Origin of the sequence: Streptomyces sp. NPDC007856 (assembly GCF_042868225.1) — a bacterium.
GTDB lineage: Bacteria > Actinomycetota > Actinomycetes > Streptomycetales > Streptomycetaceae > Streptomyces.
This window is the reverse complement of record NZ_JBIAEC010000035.1, coordinates 1-17,935: the sequence shown is the minus strand read 5'-3', so window position 1 is coordinate 17,935 and position 17,935 is coordinate 1. Positions and strand designations below refer to the sequence as shown.

Below are 17,935 nucleotides of genomic sequence, written 5' to 3'. Positions count from 1 at the left end.
GGAGGCGATTAGCCAACACGCGGGGCGGATCCGTCTCGCCGCCCCGAACCGTCCCTGAGTTTTCCTCCATGCCAGTGCGACACATGTCCCATGGTACGTGCAACATCAGTATATGTTCGTCACACATGGTTCATGCTCCGTGCAGGCCCGCGCGTGCCGTTGGCGCGAGCGCCGGCGAGACCTCCTGCCGGGTGCCATGTCACCCGCGCTTCTGGAAACATACGTGCGGCGACGGACTCGGCCATGTTCTCGACTACAGGGGAGCTATGCGCATATAGCCGTTTTATCGCCCCATCAGTGCGAGCGTCTGACCACATATTCGCCCCGTTGGGCAGGTGTGCGATTAGGGCAGACTCGTGTATGCGACATGAGGCGAGACAGTCTCTGGTTAACCCATGCTTAACCCTGGATTTCTGCAACTTACTCACACCCTTGCCGTATATTGATCAGGAACACGTGTGAACCTTTCGCCACATGATTCGGTGTCGCCTGCGCTGTCGCTGGCCGGTTCCCTCCGCGCTTGCGAGCGTTGACACTGCTTGTTCGCGTTTCTCATGTCCGCCGGCGTCGCCGGATTCTCCCCACTGACAGAGTGCACGATGACAAGACGCCCTTGGTCCATCCGCAGCAAGTTGACTGCGCTCCTGCTGCTGCCACTCGTGTCGCTGGCGACCCTGTGGGCCTACGCGGCTCATCTGACGCTGGGCAACGCTCTGACGCTCAGGCACGAGAACGTGATCGGCAACCACTTGGCCAACCCCCTCGGCCTGGTCGCCATCACCGTGCAGACCGAGCGGAGGGCCTCCATGGTCAAGCTGGCGGCGCCCGCCACGGGGAGTCAAGGTCTGCACGGCGCCCGGGCCATAACGGACGGCGCCGTGCGGACGTTCCTCGCTCAGGCGCACAACGAGAATGTGCGCGACGACGAGAACGCGGGGGTGCGCGTAGGGGTCGACAGGGCGGAACGCGCCCTCAAGACCCTTGATCGCGTTCGCCGCGGCGTCGACACCCGTGCCGTGACGCCGGCCCGGGTGATGGCCGCGTACACGTCGGTCGTCGACAGCATCGCCGAAGCCCTGCGTGCCATGACCATCCTCCCAGACCAGAGCGCCCAGGACTTCGGGCAAGCCCTCTACATGCTGGTGCCCGCAGGCGACCTGCTGTCGCAGGAGGACGCCTTGATCTCAGCCGCCGCGGCGAGCCCGGCCCGGCGCCTCGACCGCGCTGGGTACAGCGCCGTCGTACAGGACATCGGATCCCAGCGCGTAGGTCTCGCCGAGGCAGTCCGGAGGTTGCCTCCGCCCCAGCGCGTGCCGTTCGAGAGCCTGGTCTCGCCCACCGGCGCCCTGGGTCGGCTCGCCGCCATGGAGGAGCAGCTGATCCAGGCCGGACCCACGGCCAAGAAACTGCCCTTCTCCATCGGACAGTGGCGTAAGGCCTTCGACACCGAGAACCGGGTATCGTCCACCGCCGCGCTCGAGGACATCTCCGTCGTCTTCACCCGAACCGGCCCGCCGGCCCAGCGCGCCTTCATCGCCCTGATACTCGCGGGCCTGCTGGGATTCGTCGCCCTCGTTGTGTCGGTCGTCATGGCGATCAGGACGACCCGGTCCCTGCTCGGCGACGTCACGCGCTTGCGCTCGTCCGCCCAGAACCTGACCGACGACCAGCTCCGTGACGTCGTCGGAAGGCTACGCAGAGGCGAAAGCGTGGACATCGGCTCCGCCATGGAGCGGCCGCCCTTCGTCAACCGGGAGATGGCCGCACTGGGCAGTGCCTTCGAGGCTCTCCAGCTCACCGCGGTGGAACTCGCCCACGAGGATGTCCGCCTGCACCAGGGCATCAGTGACATCTACTTGAACCTCGCCCGCCGCAACCAGACCCTCGTCCACCGCCAGCTGAGCCTGCTCGATGTCATGGAGCGCCACGAGGACGACGCCCGGACGCTGGAGCAGCTCTACCAGCTGGACCAACTGGCCACCCGCATGCGCCGCTACGCCGAGGGGCTGATCATCCTCTCCGGTTCAGCTCCGGGGCGCCTTTGGCGGCACTCAGTGTCGGTCGTCGACGTGATCCGCGCCGCCGTCGCGGAGACCGAGTTTTTCGCCCGGGTCGTCATCCTGCCCGTGCCCGCCGTCGGCGTCCTCGGCCGTGCGGCCGCCGACGTCATCCATCTGCTGGCCGAACTCATCGAGAACGCCGAGGCGTTCTCCCCGCCCGACAGCGAGGTCCGGGTCGGCGCGAGCACCGCCGCAGGCGGTCTGATCATCGAGGTGGACGACCGCGGCCTTGGCATGCCCGCTGAGGAATTGGACGCCGCCAACGCCCGTATCTCCTCCCCCGTCGACGTCACCTCCCTGGACAGCACCCGCCTCGGGCTGGTGACCGTGGGCCGTCTCGCGCAGCGGCACGACATTCAGGTCACCCTACGGTCCTCACCGTACGGCGGTGTGAGCGCCGTGGTGCTGGTACCCGGTGAATTGCTGGACTGGCCCGCGTCCGGGGGATCGGTCACCCAGTCCGTCCCGGCCGTCGGAGCCGGTGTGGCGCGTGCAGGGCTGGAGTCGTCCCGCAGAGGGCTCGGCGAGCTGACCGAGCACGACTTCGGCCCGGCCGTGCCGGCCCACGGGAACGTCGCGGTTCCCGCAGGGGCCGACGAGGTCAGGCGGGACTACCCCCAACCCGCCGAGGCGAACGTGCATAAGGGCGCCCCCGCCGGTCCCCGAGGCGCTCTGCCCTCCGGAGCATCCCCCTGGCCGGAGCTGCAGGGCGAACCGGAGACCATCGACGGGCTACCGCGCCGGGTACCGCAGCAGAGCCTGGCGCTCGAGTTGCAACGCGAGTCCGACGAATTGCAGGCCGGCCGTCTGATGGACTGGAGCGGCTCCGCAACGGGGGGCCACGCGGCCGCTGCGGCCCCGGCTGCCGCACCCCTCGCCCAGCTCGCACGGACGAACAGCGCGGCGACGTACGACCAACAGAGACGAGTCGTCGACGGGGGGCACCCGCCCGTCCGGCACAGCCAGGCCTACGACCCGTACACCCCCCTTCCCCCGCAGGCGGACGAGTGGGATGTATCCGCCGCCGCGCCCGCCCCGCAGCCGCTGTTCGCGCCCGCAGGCTCCTCCGGACCTGGCATCGAAGGGGCCGGGCGGCCGGAGTACGTCCGCTCGATGATGGCCTCTTTGCAGGCGGCGGCCGCTCGGGCTCGCGTCACCGAGACACAGACCGAGGCCCACAGCGTCTTGCCTGCCGACGGCCTCGCCCCCTACCCCCGGCATGCTGAAGCAGAAAGGCACGATGGCAGATGACGACGTCGTATGTCGCCGAGACACCCGCGCAGCTGAACTGGCTGCTGAACGACATGGTCCGCAATGTGCCGGACATCGGGCACGCGGTGCTGCTGTCGACGGACGGTCTCATGCGGGGGGCAACGGACCATCTCACCCGTGACCATGCCGAGCGGCTGGCCGCCGTGGCCTCGGGATTCCACAGCCTTGCTAAGGGAACGGGGCGCCACTTCGGCGGTGGCGCCGTGCGTCAGACGGTGGTGGAGATGGAAGCCGGCTTCCTGTTCGTGTGCACGGCCGGGGAGAACACCGTCCTGGCCGCACTGACACCGGACACGGCCGACATCGGTGTGGTTGCGTACGAGATGGCCATGCTGGTCAAGCGACTCAGACACCATCTGGCGGTGGACTCCCGGTCCGGTCTGCCTGCCGGTGCCCAAACCGTCCTGTGACGTTGACGTGGACGGGGAGCCTAGACGACGAAGGGGGACCTGTCGTCCGCCCCTACGCGATGGTCCGCGGCCGAACACCCAGCAAGCGGACCGCGTTCAACCTTGTGGCCTTCGTCGTCACCACCGACGAAGGTCTGCCGCACTGGGCGGCGACTGTGCAGCCCGAGCACCACACGATCATCGAGCTGTGCCGTCGGCCACGAACGGTGACTGAGGTCGCCGCAAGCATGAATCTGCCGGTGGGCGTCATCCGCGTGCTGCTGGGCGACCTGCTCGAAGTGGGTGCCATCAGGGTGCGCGAGCCCGCGTCCGCAGACCGTCCGAACGTGGCACTCATCGAAGAAGTACTCCGTGGCCTTCGGGCGCTGTGAGACGCGACGGCCGGGTGCCGGGCAAGGGGCGGCGCCGTACTTCGGACCGAGGAAGGAAACCGCAGTTGTCAGTACTCGCAGGAGAGACCCTGGTGGAACACGGGGATGAGCTGCCCACGGCGGTGAAGATCCTTGTCTCCGGGGGCTTCGGAGCCGGGAAGACCACCCTGGTCGGGGCAGTCAGCGAGATCGTGCCGTTCCACACGGAGGAGTCGTTGACTCTGTCCGGCGTGGGCATCGACGATCTCTCGGGCGTGGAACAGAAGACGACCACCACCGTAGCCATGGACTTCGGCAGGATCACCATCCACAACCAACTGGCGGTCTTCCTGTTCGGCACTCCCGGGCAGGAACGGTACTGGTTCATGTGGGACGAACTGGCCTCCGGAGCACTCTGCGCCGTGGTGCTGGCCGACACTCGTCGCCTGGAGCACTCCTTCTCCGCCATCGACTACTTCGAACGGGCCGGACTGCCGTTCGTCATGGCCGTCAACTGCTTCGATCATGCACGCAGCTACCCGGTCGAGAGCGTGCGTGCCGCTCTGAGCCTCGGGCCGGACGTCCCGGTGCTGCTGTGCGACGCACGCCACCGCGACTCCGTCAAAGAGGTGCTCGTGCAGGCCGTCGAGCATGTGCTGGCGGCCGAGGTACGACGGCAGGAGACCCGCGGCTGAGGCCAGGCCGAGTCCGCCCTCCCGACCGGCTGGAGGCGCGGGCACGCCCGTAGGAACGCCGGGGCAGCGGCCGCACATGCGAGGAGAAGCGCGTGTGCGGCCTCGCTGCGTCACGCGCGGGCCCGGCCTTGACGGCGTTGCCGTCGCGTCTGCCGAAACCGCAGACAGGGAAGCCCTTTGGAACGGGACCTCGTCGTCCACCGGCGGCGCAGCGCTGCCTGGCGAGGGCCGCCGACGTGCTACCTCATGCCACGTCTATCCCTGTGTCTTTCGGCCCGGGGGCCTGAAGGCACAGGGACAGCGCTCTGTCCGAGGGCCGGGAACCGTCCGTGACAGGGGAGTTCACGAGGTGGATGCCGCCGCGCCGCCGGACGGCAGCCGGGACCGCGTCCGCGCGGCGTCCCCGCGTCCACGGGCACCGCCGCACGGAAGACTCACAGGGGAGCCCAGGCCGGCCGACAGCTCAGAGTCCGATGCGGTACAGCTGCCACATCGTCATGATCATCGACGGGTCCAGCACCCACTGTGCGCCGGCGATGTCTGCGGCCGACGCTATGTACTGCTTGCCCTGCCACAACGGCAGCAACTGGACGTCGTCGGCGATGATCTGTTCGGCCTGCTCCAGCGGCTTGGCCGCTTTCACGCGGTCGCTCTCGCGTCGGGACCGCGGCAGCAGCACGTCGGTGATCCTCGGCGAGTCGTAGGGGGTGCCCAGGGCATTGTGATCGCCCACAAAAGGCGTGATGTAGTTGTCGGCGTCCAGGAAGTCGGGGTACCAGCCGCGGCCGAACACCGGGTACTTACCCTGCTGGTAGCCCTGCGCGAACGTCTTCCAAGGACGGCCTTCGAGGGTGATCCTGAAGAGGCCCGAGTCGTCGAGCTGGCGCTTGAGCTCCTGGAAGGCCGCGCCGGTCTGGGAGCCGTAGCGGTCGGTGGTGTACCAGAAGGTCAGCGGGACGCGCTGGTGGATGCCCGCGTCCGAGAGGATCTGGCGGGCCTTCGGAACGTTGGGTTCGCCGAATTTGTCGAAGAAGACCGTGGTGTGCCCGTACACTCCCGCAGGCACCGTAGAGTAGAGCGGGTCGACGGTGTTCTGGAAGACGTGCTGTGCGATCGCCTCCCTGTCCACCACCTGGGCCACGGCCCGGCGGACGGCCGCCTTGTCGGCCCACGGGTCCTTCGGATTGAACACCAGGTAACTGATGTCGACACCCTCGCTCTCCGAGAGCGAGACCTTCATGTCGGACGAACCGCTCTGCAGGGCGACGATGTCCGAGGAGTCGAGGCCGTGGTAGATGATGTCGATCTTCCCGCTCCTTAGGGCCTTTACCAGGCTGCTGGAGTCATGGAAGTAGCGGATGGTGACCCCGTCGTTCTTCCGCTCGGCCACACCCTTGTAGAGGTCGTTCTTGGCGAGTTCGGCCTCCTGGCCGTCCTTGTAGGACTCCAGCGTGTAAGGCCCCGACCCGGTGATCCCGCTGTCCTCGCGGATGGCTGTCGCCGGGTAGTCCGCGGGGTCGACGATCGACGTGGCAGGGGTGGTGAGGAGGAGCGGGAAGGTGGCGTCCGGCATCTTGAGCTGAAAGATGATCTCTTTGTCGCCGCTGACGTCGATCCGGCTCAGGTTGTCCAGGAGGCCTGCTGGGCCGCTGGCCGCGTTGATCCGCATGATTCGGTCGATGGAGTACTTCACGGCCTGGGCGTCGAGCTTGTCGCCGTTGGAGAACGTCAGACCGTCACGTAGGACACAGCGGTACGTCATGTCCTTCGTGCTCGTGAATTCGCAGGAGTCGGCGGCGTCGGGCACCGGACTGCTCGTGCCGGGGCGGTAGTTCAGCAGCGTCTGGTACACGTTGCGGAACAGTTCCCAGGAATCGTCCCAGGAGGCGGCCGGGTCCAGTGTACTCGGGTAACTGGTGGTTCCGACGACGATCGGGTGTCCGCCGGTCGGGTCCGAAGAAAGGATTCCGCACCCTCCCACCAGCGAGAGGGACAGAAGCGTCGCCAGCCGACGCAACCTTGGATTCCTGTTGAACACGTCATGCTCCTAGAGCTGCCACACGGGGGGTCGGCATACCCTATCCCGACACATGTGCACTGACGGTTACGTGCTTTGGTAACACGTATGCAAGAGAAACATGTTGCCGTTGGCATGGCCGCGAATTCGCCGGGTGTTCATCTGCCGTAGCGGCGGCGCTGGTCCGGTCGTACGCGACCAGCTCACTTGCACCGGCCCGGTACTCCCGGTGGCCCGTACCGGGACCGGCCTGGCCCTCGGCAGTCCGACCTCATGAAAGCGGCGAGGTGTGAACCTCGTGGCCGTCGCGCTCGTTGTATAGGTGTATCTGCATCCGCAGGCCCAGCAGTCGGTGGGTGCACAGGCCGACACTGCCGTTGTCCCTGTCTGCGCCTGCGAACCGCATCATCGAGATGGGCCCACGATGAGCGCACAACACAAACTCACCGGAGCGGACCCTGTCCTGGGAGTGGTCGTGTAGGCCACGAACTCCTCACTCGAAACGGGACGTCGGCCTTCCTGAACGCGGACGACAGAGTCAAGGTGCTGAAGGCCGACGAACTCGCGAGCGCTGACATCCTGGTCGTGCTGACCTCCACGGTCACCGCCAAGACGCTCTCCACGATGAGCCGCGCAAGCCAAGTGACGAGTGGCCGCGTACGAATCGTGCTGGTCGCGGATCACATTTCGGAGCAGCAACTCACGTTTGCGGTGACCACGGCCTTGCGAGTTTCCTGGTACGGGCCCGCGTCGGCTTCGGCCAGATCACTGCGGCGGTCGTCGAGGCGTACCACGGGCGCTCGACGGTACCGAGGGCACTGATGGGGATGCTGCTGGAGCAGATGCGCACCATGCAGAACAAGGAGACCCCGTCCGGTCCGCTGCCCGTGGAACTGGCACAGCGTGAGGTCGACGTGCTCAGACTCCTGGCGGAGGGCTTCGACACCGTCGAGATCGCCAACCAGCTCAGCTACTCCGAGCGTCTGATCAAGAGTGTGATCCAGGCAGTGATCAAGCGCCTGGAACTGCGCAACCGCACGCACGCCGTCGCCTACGTCATCCGCATGGGCATCCTGTGATCCGGCATGTGCCGCGAAGGGCCGGATTGCCGTGCGTCCGTGCATAGCTGAGGCCGTGAGGCGGGCGCCGTCGCCGGCTTCGCCCATTCTTTCCGCGAGGTGTCGAGTGGTGACCGCTGCGGCAGAGACCCCGTCCGGCTCCTGACGTCCCACATCCTGTGCCGGGCCCTGCCTGCCGAGCATGCGACGCGATGCCGTGGTCGCCGTTGACCGTTCGTTCAGTCTGCCAGGCCGCGCATGGAAATGAACCATCGCGAGCCGCAGTTCGGCCGTTCGGACGAGTTTGCCGCGGTGCCGGACGGTCAGGGGCTGTAGGGGGGGCGAACTGCCCTGGACGCTTCCTCCGTCGCAGAAGACGGCGGAAGGGTCCCCCGAGAATCCTGCGGGGGAGGACGCCACGGGCCCGGATACGCCGGCCAGGGCCGCACCCGCCCGCAACCTGCCCCGTCCCGAGCCCGGCCCGGCCGCTGTGGGAAATTGTGAGCGGTCCGGCCGGCATCCCAGGAACGTCACCGCGCCGAGGGAGAAGGGTCCAGGACACGGACGGCACCCCATGGGCCGTTCCACGTCACAAACATCCGGCCCCCGCACGGCTGCAAGTAGTTCGGTGTCTCCTTCGCCGGGAAGCCCGTGACACCCGGCTACCTCGGACTGTGGTCAGGGAAGACAGGGAATGCGCTCAATCTGCTGTCCCTGCGCCACTCCTGGGACGAGGGTTTCCGGACGGACGAGTGGCTGTCCGTGTGGCGGCAGCGGATACTGCCCTACCTGTCCTGGGCGCCCTTCCGGCTGGTGCTCCGCGACATCGCCGCGGGCCGTGGCGACGACTACGTCCGGCGAACCGCCGAGACCGTACGCGATCTCAACGTGCCCATCGCGCTGGCGTTCTCCCCCGGGATGAACACCGGCGGCCGGCCGTGGGGCACCGGCGGAGTCGGCCCCGCGGACTTCGTTGGCGTGTGTCGGGGTCACGTCCACGACCTCTTCCAAGGCACCGCGGTGTCGAACGTCATCTGGGTCTGGAGCCCCCACGGTGACCGCGAAGCTGTCGGTGCACCTGAAGCCGTACCACCCGGGCAACGCCTACGTCGACTGGCTGGGCCTGGTTGGCCAGGGCATGCAGAGCGGCCCGCACAGGTTCCGCCCCTTCTTCGGCCCCGCCATCAAGGAGGCGCGGGCGCTCACCCGCAGCCCGGTGCTCGTCGCCGAGACAGCGGCCCCCGGATCCCGGAAACCCACCTACATCAAGGACCTGGTGCGTGCCGTGACCCCCCGCGCTGATGTCATGGGCTTCGTCTGGCTCGACGCGGAGACGGCACGGACTGGCGGATCGACAGAACTCTTGCAGCGACCGCCGCCTTCTGCCACGGTGTCGCCGACGCGCGGTTCGGTTTCAACGTGAGGCGCCCATGAAGGCCGCCGAGAACCACAGGACCCCGGCTGGGCGTTACGACGACGAGTCCACCCTGCAACTGCGGGTGCCGGTGGCGCAGGGACCGCGGCCCGCCCCCCGGTAATCTCTTCGACGAGATCACCCGGGTCGAGTGGGCGTTCGGGCGGGTGCCCGACAGGGCTGGTCTGCCACCCCCACACGCCCTCGGTCCCACGTCGCCAGCGCTCTGCTGGCCTGCCTGCTGCTGGCGCAGGCAATCCTGTCACTGCGCCTGCACGCGTCCTTGCTGCCGCCCGACCGGTGCTGGCAGGCGCGCCGACGGAGGCGGCCGTCAGCGGCGCGGGCGACGGGCTCGTCGTCTGGACCGGCGGAACCTTCCGCACACCGGGCGCGCCCGTGGGCCGGGCGGCGCGCCGGACGGTCCCCCTTCGCGACGCGGCTCTCCCTTCAGGGAGGCGGCGGGCGCGGACGGCCGCCCCCAGGGGCGCTCCCGACGGGGGACGGGACGGCAGTGACCCGCGCGGTGGGAGCCGGGGCGGCGCCGATCGGTTCGGTCAGTCGATGTGCACGTTCCACTGCTGGGCCGCCTTGTCGGCGCAGTCCCAGAGTGCCAGGCTCGCGCTGTCCACGCACCGGCCGGAGTGCGGATTGAACAGTTGCCGGCTCGGACTGTATTCCCAGACCTGCGCGGCGGTGCCGTTGCACGTGAAGAGCTGTACGTCGGTGCCGGCGGCGGTATCGCCGGAGACGACATCCAGGCATCGGTCCCCGCTCCCACTCCGCAGACCTCCACCAGCCGTCCAGTGCCACACCTGCCCGGCGGAGCCGTCGCAGGGGGCGAGCACCAGCGATGTCCCTCCGTGGGGGGTGTCCTCACCGACGCTCAGGCAGGCGCCTGCCGAACTGGTCACCGTGTCGGGGTAGAAGGAAGCCGACGGGCCCGGTGGGACGGCCGGGCGGGAAGACCTCTGCTGAGGGCTGGTGCTGCCGACCGCGACAGGTGTGCCGTCGGCGCGGGAGGACGCGCCGGGGCGGGCCGAACCGGAGGCGCTGTCCGCAGGTGACGTGGCGGAACCGGAGCTGCGGGGAGTCGCTGTCTCCGGCGTGCGCGAGGGCGTTGGTACGGAGGCCGAGTCGGTCGACGAGGCGGCGAGGTCCGGCTGGTCACCGGACCCCGGGTACTGCGCGCCGGCCGCCCGTGCGCCGACGGGGCCCAGGACTTGGGCGTCCAGCACGCCGACCACGGCGCAGAGGGCCACCAGGCCGGCCGCGCCTGTCCACAACAGGGGTGACCCGTGCCGCAGTCCCCTCCTCGGCGACGCCATGGCGGGGCGCTCGCTCACCTGCGGCGCGGAGGCGGTGGCCTTTGCCTCGGCGACGGAATCCGAGGCCGGGTCGGTTGCCGACGAGCGGCCCGCGTCGCTGTCGGCCGTGTGGTCGGTCCGGTCCGCAGCGGAGGTCCCCTTGTAGAGGGTGCCGCATCCCGGGCAACTGAAAGCACCGTTCAGTGATCGCCGGCACAACCCGCAATAGTCCATCGTGTCACCTGTCGAGTTTCCCGGCCTGGGTCTCTTCTGCGACTGAACGAGCCCTTGGTTCGGGCAGCAGAAACTTGCCGGGCCAAGAGTACATGTGACCTTGGTCCGGTCAAGTGGGTTGCTGGCCCGTCCGCTCGGCCTCAGAGAAGGCAGGTGTTACTGCCGGGGCAACGTCACCCCGCCCGCAGGACGGGGCAGTTGCACCGGAACCGCCCGGCGTGGCCATTTCCATATCCGATCGGATCCCCTGGGAGACAACACACGTATTCCAATCGTTCATCGCGGGTGTCTGACTATCGTCGGCCGAAGGTGTCGAACGCCGTGCGCCGGCGGCTGAGCGCGGGATATGCGTGGAAGATGCCGGCCCGCTGCTCGCCGCGCCGTATGAGTCGCATGTCACACGCCACTTGTGTGAACCCGAAGCGCGGCGCATTCGCTAGATGTGTGTAGGGGAGTGCTTCCCCCACGGAAAGGAACCCATGAAGTCCACACCTCCGGCGCGGCCGGCACGCGACCTTCCCGTGAGGATCCCGGGCAGTGCCAAGCCCATCGGTTCTGGTTCCGCACCGGACCGGAAGAACACCGAGTCGGACGATGCCGAGTTCTCCACACCGGAGGCGATCGACCGGACGCCCCGTGCGGAGGTCACGGTGCCTCGTCTCAGCCGGTTCTCCTCGCTCGGGTCGCGAGAGGAGGCCGTCCGCACCCCCGCGCCGTCACCGGCACAGGCCGGGGCCGACGCCGCCAGTTCCGCCGAAACCATTGCCGCCGAAGTTTTCGGCAACCTTCATGATGTGGCCGGCCCGTCCGACATGGGCATCGCCGCACCACAGCGGCTGGACGACCGGACTTCGAGCAGGAGCACCCGGCGAGCGGGATCACGGGGCGCGCTAGCCGTCGTCGGCATCGTGGGACTGCTGGCGGTCGGCGGAGCCGTGCTGACCCTGGGTGCGGCGGGCGGTCAGCACGGCGATCACCGAGACGGTTCCCGGGGCTATGGCACTGCTGGCGTCGACGGGCCCGATGTGTTCGTTGCGCCTTCGGTGAATGCCCCCGCCGGCACGACCGGTGCGAAGGGCGCGGCGCGTCCCACCGCCGGCTCGCCCAAGAGCAGCGCGGCGAACACCGGGTCCGCGGCGCCCGCAGCGCACTCGACCGCCGTCGCCTCCGCCGCTTCGAGCCGGCCCGCGACGAACCCCCAGGTCTCGGCGCCGGGGGTGAACGTGTTCAGCCACGCCTCGCACCGCTGCATCGATGTCGTGGGTGGCAGGGCCGCGCAGGGCGCCCGGCTCATGATCTGGGACTGCAAGGACGCCCCCTCGCAGCACTGGGAGTTCACGAACGGTTCCATGCGCGCACTCGGCATGTGCGTGCAGCTCGCGGGAGGCTCGACCGACGAAGGGACGGACCTCGTACTCTCACGCTGCGACGGCAGCCCCGCACAGCAGTTCTCGCTGAACCCGAGGCACGATCTGGTGAGCCTTCTCGCGGACAAGTGCGCCGACGTACGGGACGACGGCAGGGCGAACGGCACCCGCATCCAGCTGTGGTCCTGCGCAGGGACCGACAACCAGAAGTGGACCGCTGCCTGACACTGAGGCCGAGCCACGAGACGAAGGGACGTGCCTCTGCGGGACGGCGGTCGCACAGTGTGGCACCACGGGCGTTGATCCCGCGTCGGGTCAGGGCGCTCAGAGCCTTGTGGTGCCGTTTGCCTTCCGTTCGCTCGCGGCCATCAAGGCACACGAGGCCGGAGCACTCTGGAGGGAGCAGCACGCCGCCCGGTATGTGACGCGTTTCACGGCTTTGCCGCCTCCGGACGCGCTGAGGGAGTAGTGGAGCCTGACGGGCCGGGTGAGCACCGGAACAGGCCGGACGCGGCGGCCGGAACGCCGCCGCCGACGAAGCGACCCACGCAGCCGAGGGCGGCCGCTCCCGTGGTCCGGCGCAGTGGCGGGAATTCCCGGCCCGGGTGCCGACGACATCGTCGTCCCGGGCACTGACGCCCCAACTTCCTCGCAGACGGCCCGCAGTCGAACCGCTCCGGACCTGTCGCACGGTCCCTCCGGACGGATTTCGCGATACCGCCGCCATCGGCTGGCGAGACCCCCACGCCCGGAGCCGGTCACGCCGTCAGGGAAGTGCAAATACGGGCCCGACGGGCGCATGAGGGCTGTCAAGAATCCCCCCGAGGGGGCGCTGAGACTCGTCATCGCAACGGCCGCGCGCTTACCTGTACAGGGTTGATGTTCGGATCTCTCGGCGAGGATATGGCACGGCCCGGTGACTGAAACCCCTTGGACACCTGCGGAGGCCCCATCCGGGGCGACCGCTGCTTCGGCGCGACCCGTCCGTCACACGGGACCACGTCGATGCAGGGTGAAGATCCAGCACGGCAGGCCGGCCCGTCGAACAGGCCGGTAGACGGCGGCCAGGAGGGCGTCGACGCGGCCGGCACGGTCACGCGGCCGTCATGGGGAGACTCTGCCGAGTCATCGGGGCTGCGGCAGGACATCTTCCTTCGGTTCGGGGTGCGGGTGGAATCGGATCCCGCGGCGGGGTGGCGTGGCCCGTCCTCTGAGGTGTTGGAGCAGGTGCGTGCGGGCCTGGAGCCCTTCTCGCGGATCATGGGCCGGGGGCGGGAGAACTCCGTCCGGCGCGGGTTCGACCAGGAGGTCACCTCGGTACGGCTGATGACGTCGTCGCGCTCCGATGACGCGCGGACGGCGCCGGAACCAGCGGGACGGGAGCCGGAGACCGGCAGGGCCGTCGAGATACCGGCGGATGTCCTCACGGACGCGGTGTTCGGTCCGCGCACCGTGTCGTGGTACGTGGTCCGGGCGTTGGCTCCCAGGCTTCTGGGATACGCGCTGCCCCGCTTCGAGGAGCGCTTCGGCCACGAGGCGGAGCCCGCGGTGACAGACGTGCTCGGCAGGCCCGCGGCGGATCCGAGGGAGGACTTTCACACGTCGATCAGATGGTTCCTGCGGGAGCCGGAGTCCTTCGCGCTCCGGGCGCCGCGGCACGCGCGGGCGGTGTGGGAACTGCAGACCCGCCGTCGGGAGGTGTTCGGTTGGCGGCCGAGCGAGACGGCGGCCGAAGCCGCCGAGCGTATCGGCCGACTGCTGGAAGGGGACCTGTCTTGGTTCACCCGCCAGGTGGGCACCTGGACCGAGAGCGAGCACCGGTTGGCGGACCTGGAGGAGCCGGTCACCGAGTACGGTCGGCGCAGCACCGTGGACGACCTGGCCGAGACCGCGCTCTTCTATTTCCACGACGCGGCGTTCCTGCGGCAGCGTGCACCGCGCCGGGCGGAATTCCTCGACGAGCTGGTCAGCGCCTGGGGCGGCGCTCCGGCCGTGCCCGAGCGCGGTTCTGCCGACGGTCGTGTCCGTCAGGTGCAAACCGTCGCGACGCCGGCGACGGCAACGGCCGGTGAACAGACGAAGAGCCCTGGACCGCACGAAGTGTTTGCTCTCGGACATGCGGGCGCTGATCCATCCCGAAGAGACGAAATACGCCACATAATCACGCAGTCCGATGGGATTGCGCCCGGCCAGGACGCGTCCGCGCCGGACGATGTCTTCGTTGTCCTGACCGGACATGGCGCGGCGACCGCCACCGGCCGCAGCCACGCGGCCGTAATCGTCGGCGCCTCTCCCTCTGGTGGAACTGGACGGCCGGTGGGCTTGCTGGACGATACCGGTGTGCGCGAGTCGACCTCCGCACGGCCATCACCCCTCGCCGACCCTGTCCGCGCTTCAGCTCCTGATTCCGGCGTTGGCTCACACCCGGGTCCGAGAGACGTCCACGGTCGTGGGAGGCACTCCGCCTGGCCCGGGGAGTTGGCCGGGCATGTGAAGGGATTCGTGTGGAAGCCGGCGCTGAATCTCCGTATCGGACCCAACAGGTACACCAGGCTGCTCTCCTGGGTGGATGAGGCCTGGATCGCCATGGGCATGAACCGGTCCTGGAAGGCCGCACCGGACTCGGCCGCCCGGAACATCCAGATCGAAACGCACCGGATCGTGACCGGCGACGAGCCGGACGGTGTCTTCCCGCTCCCCGACTGGGAGAGCGTCGCGACCGGACCGGTCGTTTCACCGCCCCGGTCGGCACCTCTTGAGAACGACCAGGCCGCCCGGCGTGCAGGACGCACAGCGCCCGAGCCGCCGATCGACGAGGAGATGCGCGCACACCATCAGCAAGTCTTCGACGAGGCACGTGAGGCATTGGCCGGTGAAACACGGGCCCGTCGCGCTGAACTGCTGGACCGGGCGGGCGCGATTGTGGATGACAGGCATGTGCGGCCTACACCCCATGGTTTCCGGCAGGACGAGACGTCCTACGCCCGGTTGCGTCAGGACATCGTCGCCGCTGTCGCGTGGCAGTTGATCCTGCCCGGCGGCAGCGATGGGGCGCGGGAAGTGTCTGTGCAGCTCGGCAGGGCGTTCGGGACACTCCGGCCACGCCCCGCGGGCCCACGGCCCCAGCCCGGCCCGAACCCCGTCAAGCCGGGTCTCGCGCAACCGCCCGTGGACATGGCTGGTCCCTCTGCCGACGCCGGAGCCGAGACTGTCGGGCTTCACGACCGGACCGGACAGGCCGTGACCCAGACCGCCACTCGAGCCGGAGAAGGCGACGCCCGGGCACCGCACCACGGGCAAGCGCTCGCCGACGCAGACTCCACGTATCCCGGTCCCGCCCTGCGGAAATCCGAGCGGCCGCATCTGTCGGGTTCGGGTGGTGACAACACCGTCGACGAGAGGTCTGCTGCCCCGGCCGGAGGCAAGCCGTCGGATGCCGATCTCCTCGACCCGGAGAGCTTCCGCCTGAACACCGAGGACCCTTCCCTCCTCCATGTCCGCCGGACATCGCGGATCACGGAGATCGACGATCTCCTGAAGGGCTACCAGGAGATCGAGTCGGACCTCTTCGCCGCGCGGGCGAACGCCCTTGACGAACTGCTGGACACGGCCCGTACCTACCGCGGCGACACCCTCAACGACCTGCGCCGCAAGGGTGTCGACCAGCTGATTTCGCAGGTCGAAGCCGAGGTGGAGGTCTATCGGCTCCTGGCCGGCGCCCATGCCTCGTCCGTCGGCCGGGCGGACCGTCACCGGGACCTGGCGCACGCAGTGGACAACGTGGTCGCACTCGCCTTTACGCAGGCTGGGCATCACCTCCATGATGTCGAAGACAGCCTACGAGATCGGGCAGAGGGGAGTACCTCGCGGCGCGCGGCAACCGAAGCGGGGCGAGCCGAGCGGCCCCTACCGGACGGACCGCGACCTCGACGGTGCACCCGAAGCGGCGGATGTCCGCATCACGGGCGCCGAGCACCCGTCCACCGACGAGGTGCAGCGGACGAACCCGTCCGCGCAGGGTGCTGGCCGAGTCCCGACCGGCCATGCCGGACGGAGCGAGGAGGTGGTGACGCAAGCCACCGGGCAGGACGACGGCGTACTCCAGGGGGACCACCCGAGGACCAAGGGCACCGAAGGCACCGAGGCCACCGTGGGGAGGGTCAAGGATGTCCTCGACATCAGCGCGCAGGAGGTCGGCACGTCGACCGTCCTGACCATCGGGTCGCGCTATGTGGACCCCACCGTCAGCACGCCCGCCTCCTATGCCGGTGGTATGGCGGCGCCCTTCGCCTCGGGCATCGCGGCCGGCGCCGGCCTCGCCAGTGGAATCAAGGCGCTGAGGGAGGCGCAGAGCCGCATGGACGGGCATCCGGTGGGCAGCACGGCCCACCGGGAGGCGTTCCGCGATGTCGCGAGCGCGCGCGCCGAGGTTGCTCAGGCCGCCTCGGGTCTAGTGGGCAACCTCCTCAACGGGGCGGGCGGAGCGCTGAACTTCGGCGGGCAGGCACCAGTGGTTTACAACGCGGTGCTGTCGGCCGGCGGCGCGGCGACGCTGCCCGGGTCGTTGCTGCAGACCGGCCGGTTCGCCCGCAAGGCGGCCAAGGCGCAGGCCCGGGTCTTGGCGTTGCGCGAGCTCATGTTCGCGGAGACGGCGGAGCCGGAGAACGCGCTGGAGGCAGCGAGGCAAGAAGTCGCCGCCTGGCAGGAACTGAAGAACGCGGTCCACGAGCTGTACGCGGCCAGCAGGGCGGCCTACGAGGCCCGCGCCGAGGAGATGGACCGCTCGCCCCAGGACCGGCTCACGGGAGGGGACCGGAACGTCCTCGACCAGGCGTGGGCAGAGTTGCAGGAGATCGCGCTCACCCTGCGGGAAGTGGATCGGGGCCTGATGGAGGCGACGACGAGACAGAGGGAACACCAGGGCGTCGTCGACTCCATGGACACCGCGCTCGGCGAGGCAGCGCAGGAGGTCGAACCGCATCGCCCGGGGGCTCCTCAGTACATCTCGCTGCGCACGATCCAAGAGTACGCGCTGCACAAGAACGAGCGCGGCCGGATCAAGAAGATCGTCGCGGCGACGGGGGGTGCCCTGGGAACGGGAGGCGCGGTCGCTTCGCTCGTCGCCTCGGGCGCCGTCGCGGCAGGCGCGACGGCGGGTGCGGGCGCACTCCTTGCGACCCCGGTTGGCTGGGCGCTCGCCGGAGCTGGCGCTGCCGCGGGACTTGGCCTCGGCTCATACAAGGCGTGGAAGTTCTTTGCCAAGCGCTGGGAGCAGACGGCAGGTCTCCACACCGGAGGCGAAACGGTCGGCTCCGTTCCCGCGCGGCTCGGCAAGAGCCTCGTCTTCTGGAAGAAGCTGGGGCCGGGCAAGCGGGAGGCGTACGCCGCGGCTCTCTACGACATGGCCGACGGCGACCCGGGCGCCGACCCGGTGCGTGTCGAAGAGGCCCGTAGGACGATCGCGGCACTCGGACTCGACTGGGACGACCTCAGGATGAAGGACGAACTGGCGAGCGCCGTCGAGCTGATCGCCTCGAAGCTGGCCTCGTGAGCCGGGCATCGAGGCGGTGTCGTGCCGGTCTGGGTGGGTGGGGTCAGTGGCCGATGGAGGCGGGGAGGCCGCCTTCTTCGGTGCCCCAGACGTCGTCTTCGTCGGCGGCCAGGAGGTGGATGTGCTTTGTGTGCTCATCCGGGGGGTGCGGGTTGGTCCGTAGGGGGATTCGGTGGCGGGGCGGCGGGGGCCGAGGAGTTCCT

11 protein-coding genes are annotated in these 17,935 nt (G+C 69.0%); 8 read left to right on the top strand and 3 right to left on the bottom strand.

What is annotated here, in order from left to right:
* Nucleotides 1–599 precede the first annotated feature (599 nt).
* The 4 genes from ACFYOH_RS41480 (at nt 600) to ACFYOH_RS41465 (ending at nt 4,787) form a co-directional block, all read left to right on the top strand.
* Nucleotides 600–3,311, top strand: a complete 2,712-nt coding sequence (locus ACFYOH_RS41480) for a nitrate- and nitrite sensing domain-containing protein (protein ID WP_388636637.1) — start codon at nt 600–602, stop codon at nt 3,309–3,311.
* On the top strand, nt 3,308–3,742 hold the full coding sequence (locus ACFYOH_RS41475; RefSeq protein WP_388636635.1) for a roadblock/LC7 domain-containing protein: 435 nt from the start codon (nt 3,308–3,310) through the stop codon (nt 3,740–3,742). The genes ACFYOH_RS41480 and ACFYOH_RS41475 overlap by 4 nt, the downstream gene beginning before the upstream one ends.
* 59 nt (nt 3,743–3,801) lie before the next feature.
* Nucleotides 3,802–4,113, top strand: coding sequence for a DUF742 domain-containing protein (locus ACFYOH_RS41470; protein ID WP_388636633.1), 312 nt, complete (start codon nt 3,802–3,804; stop codon nt 4,111–4,113).
* Between the two features lie 92 nt (nt 4,114–4,205).
* Nucleotides 4,206–4,787: an ATP/GTP-binding protein gene (locus tag ACFYOH_RS41465; protein WP_388636631.1), complete on the top strand. Its 582-nt coding sequence runs from the start codon at nt 4,206–4,208 to the stop codon at nt 4,785–4,787.
* Nucleotides 4,788–5,250: 463 nt separating this feature from the next.
* On the opposite strand, the gene ACFYOH_RS41460 is transcribed toward ACFYOH_RS41465, so the two are convergent.
* Nucleotides 5,251–6,825, bottom strand: a complete 1,575-nt coding sequence (locus ACFYOH_RS41460; RefSeq protein ID WP_388636629.1) for an ABC transporter substrate-binding protein — start codon at nt 6,823–6,825, stop codon at nt 5,251–5,253.
* Nucleotides 6,826–7,625: 800 nt separating this feature from the next.
* Here ACFYOH_RS41460 and ACFYOH_RS41455 point away from each other — a divergent pair.
* Both ACFYOH_RS41455 and ACFYOH_RS41450 read left to right on the top strand, forming a co-directional pair.
* Entirely contained in the window at nt 7,626–7,883 is a 258-nt protein-coding gene (locus ACFYOH_RS41455; RefSeq protein WP_388636627.1) for a response regulator transcription factor, read from the top strand.
* A gap of 1,033 nt (nt 7,884–8,916) precedes the next feature.
* A complete protein-coding gene (locus tag ACFYOH_RS41450) occupies nt 8,917–9,285 on the top strand; it encodes a hypothetical protein (protein ID WP_388636625.1) in 369 nt (122 codons plus the stop codon).
* A 545-nt stretch (nt 9,286–9,830) separates the two neighbouring features.
* On the opposite strand, the gene ACFYOH_RS41445 is transcribed toward ACFYOH_RS41450, so the two are convergent.
* Nucleotides 9,831–10,814: a ricin-type beta-trefoil lectin domain protein gene (locus tag ACFYOH_RS41445; RefSeq protein WP_388636623.1), complete on the bottom strand. Its 984-nt coding sequence runs from the start codon at nt 10,812–10,814 to the stop codon at nt 9,831–9,833.
* A gap of 479 nt (nt 10,815–11,293) precedes the next feature.
* Here ACFYOH_RS41445 and ACFYOH_RS41440 point away from each other — a divergent pair, with 479 nt between their 5' ends.
* On the top strand, nt 11,294–12,406 hold the full coding sequence (locus tag ACFYOH_RS41440; protein WP_388636621.1) for a ricin-type beta-trefoil lectin domain protein: 1,113 nt from the start codon (nt 11,294–11,296) through the stop codon (nt 12,404–12,406).
* A 2,508-nt stretch (nt 12,407–14,914) separates the two neighbouring features.
* On the opposite strand, the gene ACFYOH_RS41435 is transcribed toward ACFYOH_RS41440, so the two are convergent.
* A complete protein-coding gene (locus tag ACFYOH_RS41435; protein WP_388636619.1) occupies nt 14,915–15,994 on the bottom strand; it encodes a hypothetical protein in 1,080 nt (359 codons plus the stop codon).
* 7 nt (nt 15,995–16,001) lie between these two features.
* Between ACFYOH_RS41435 and ACFYOH_RS41430 the strand changes: the two genes are divergently transcribed.
* A complete protein-coding gene (locus ACFYOH_RS41430; protein WP_388636617.1) occupies nt 16,002–17,732 on the top strand; it encodes a hypothetical protein in 1,731 nt (576 codons plus the stop codon).
* Nucleotides 17,733–17,935: the final 203 nt, after the last annotated feature.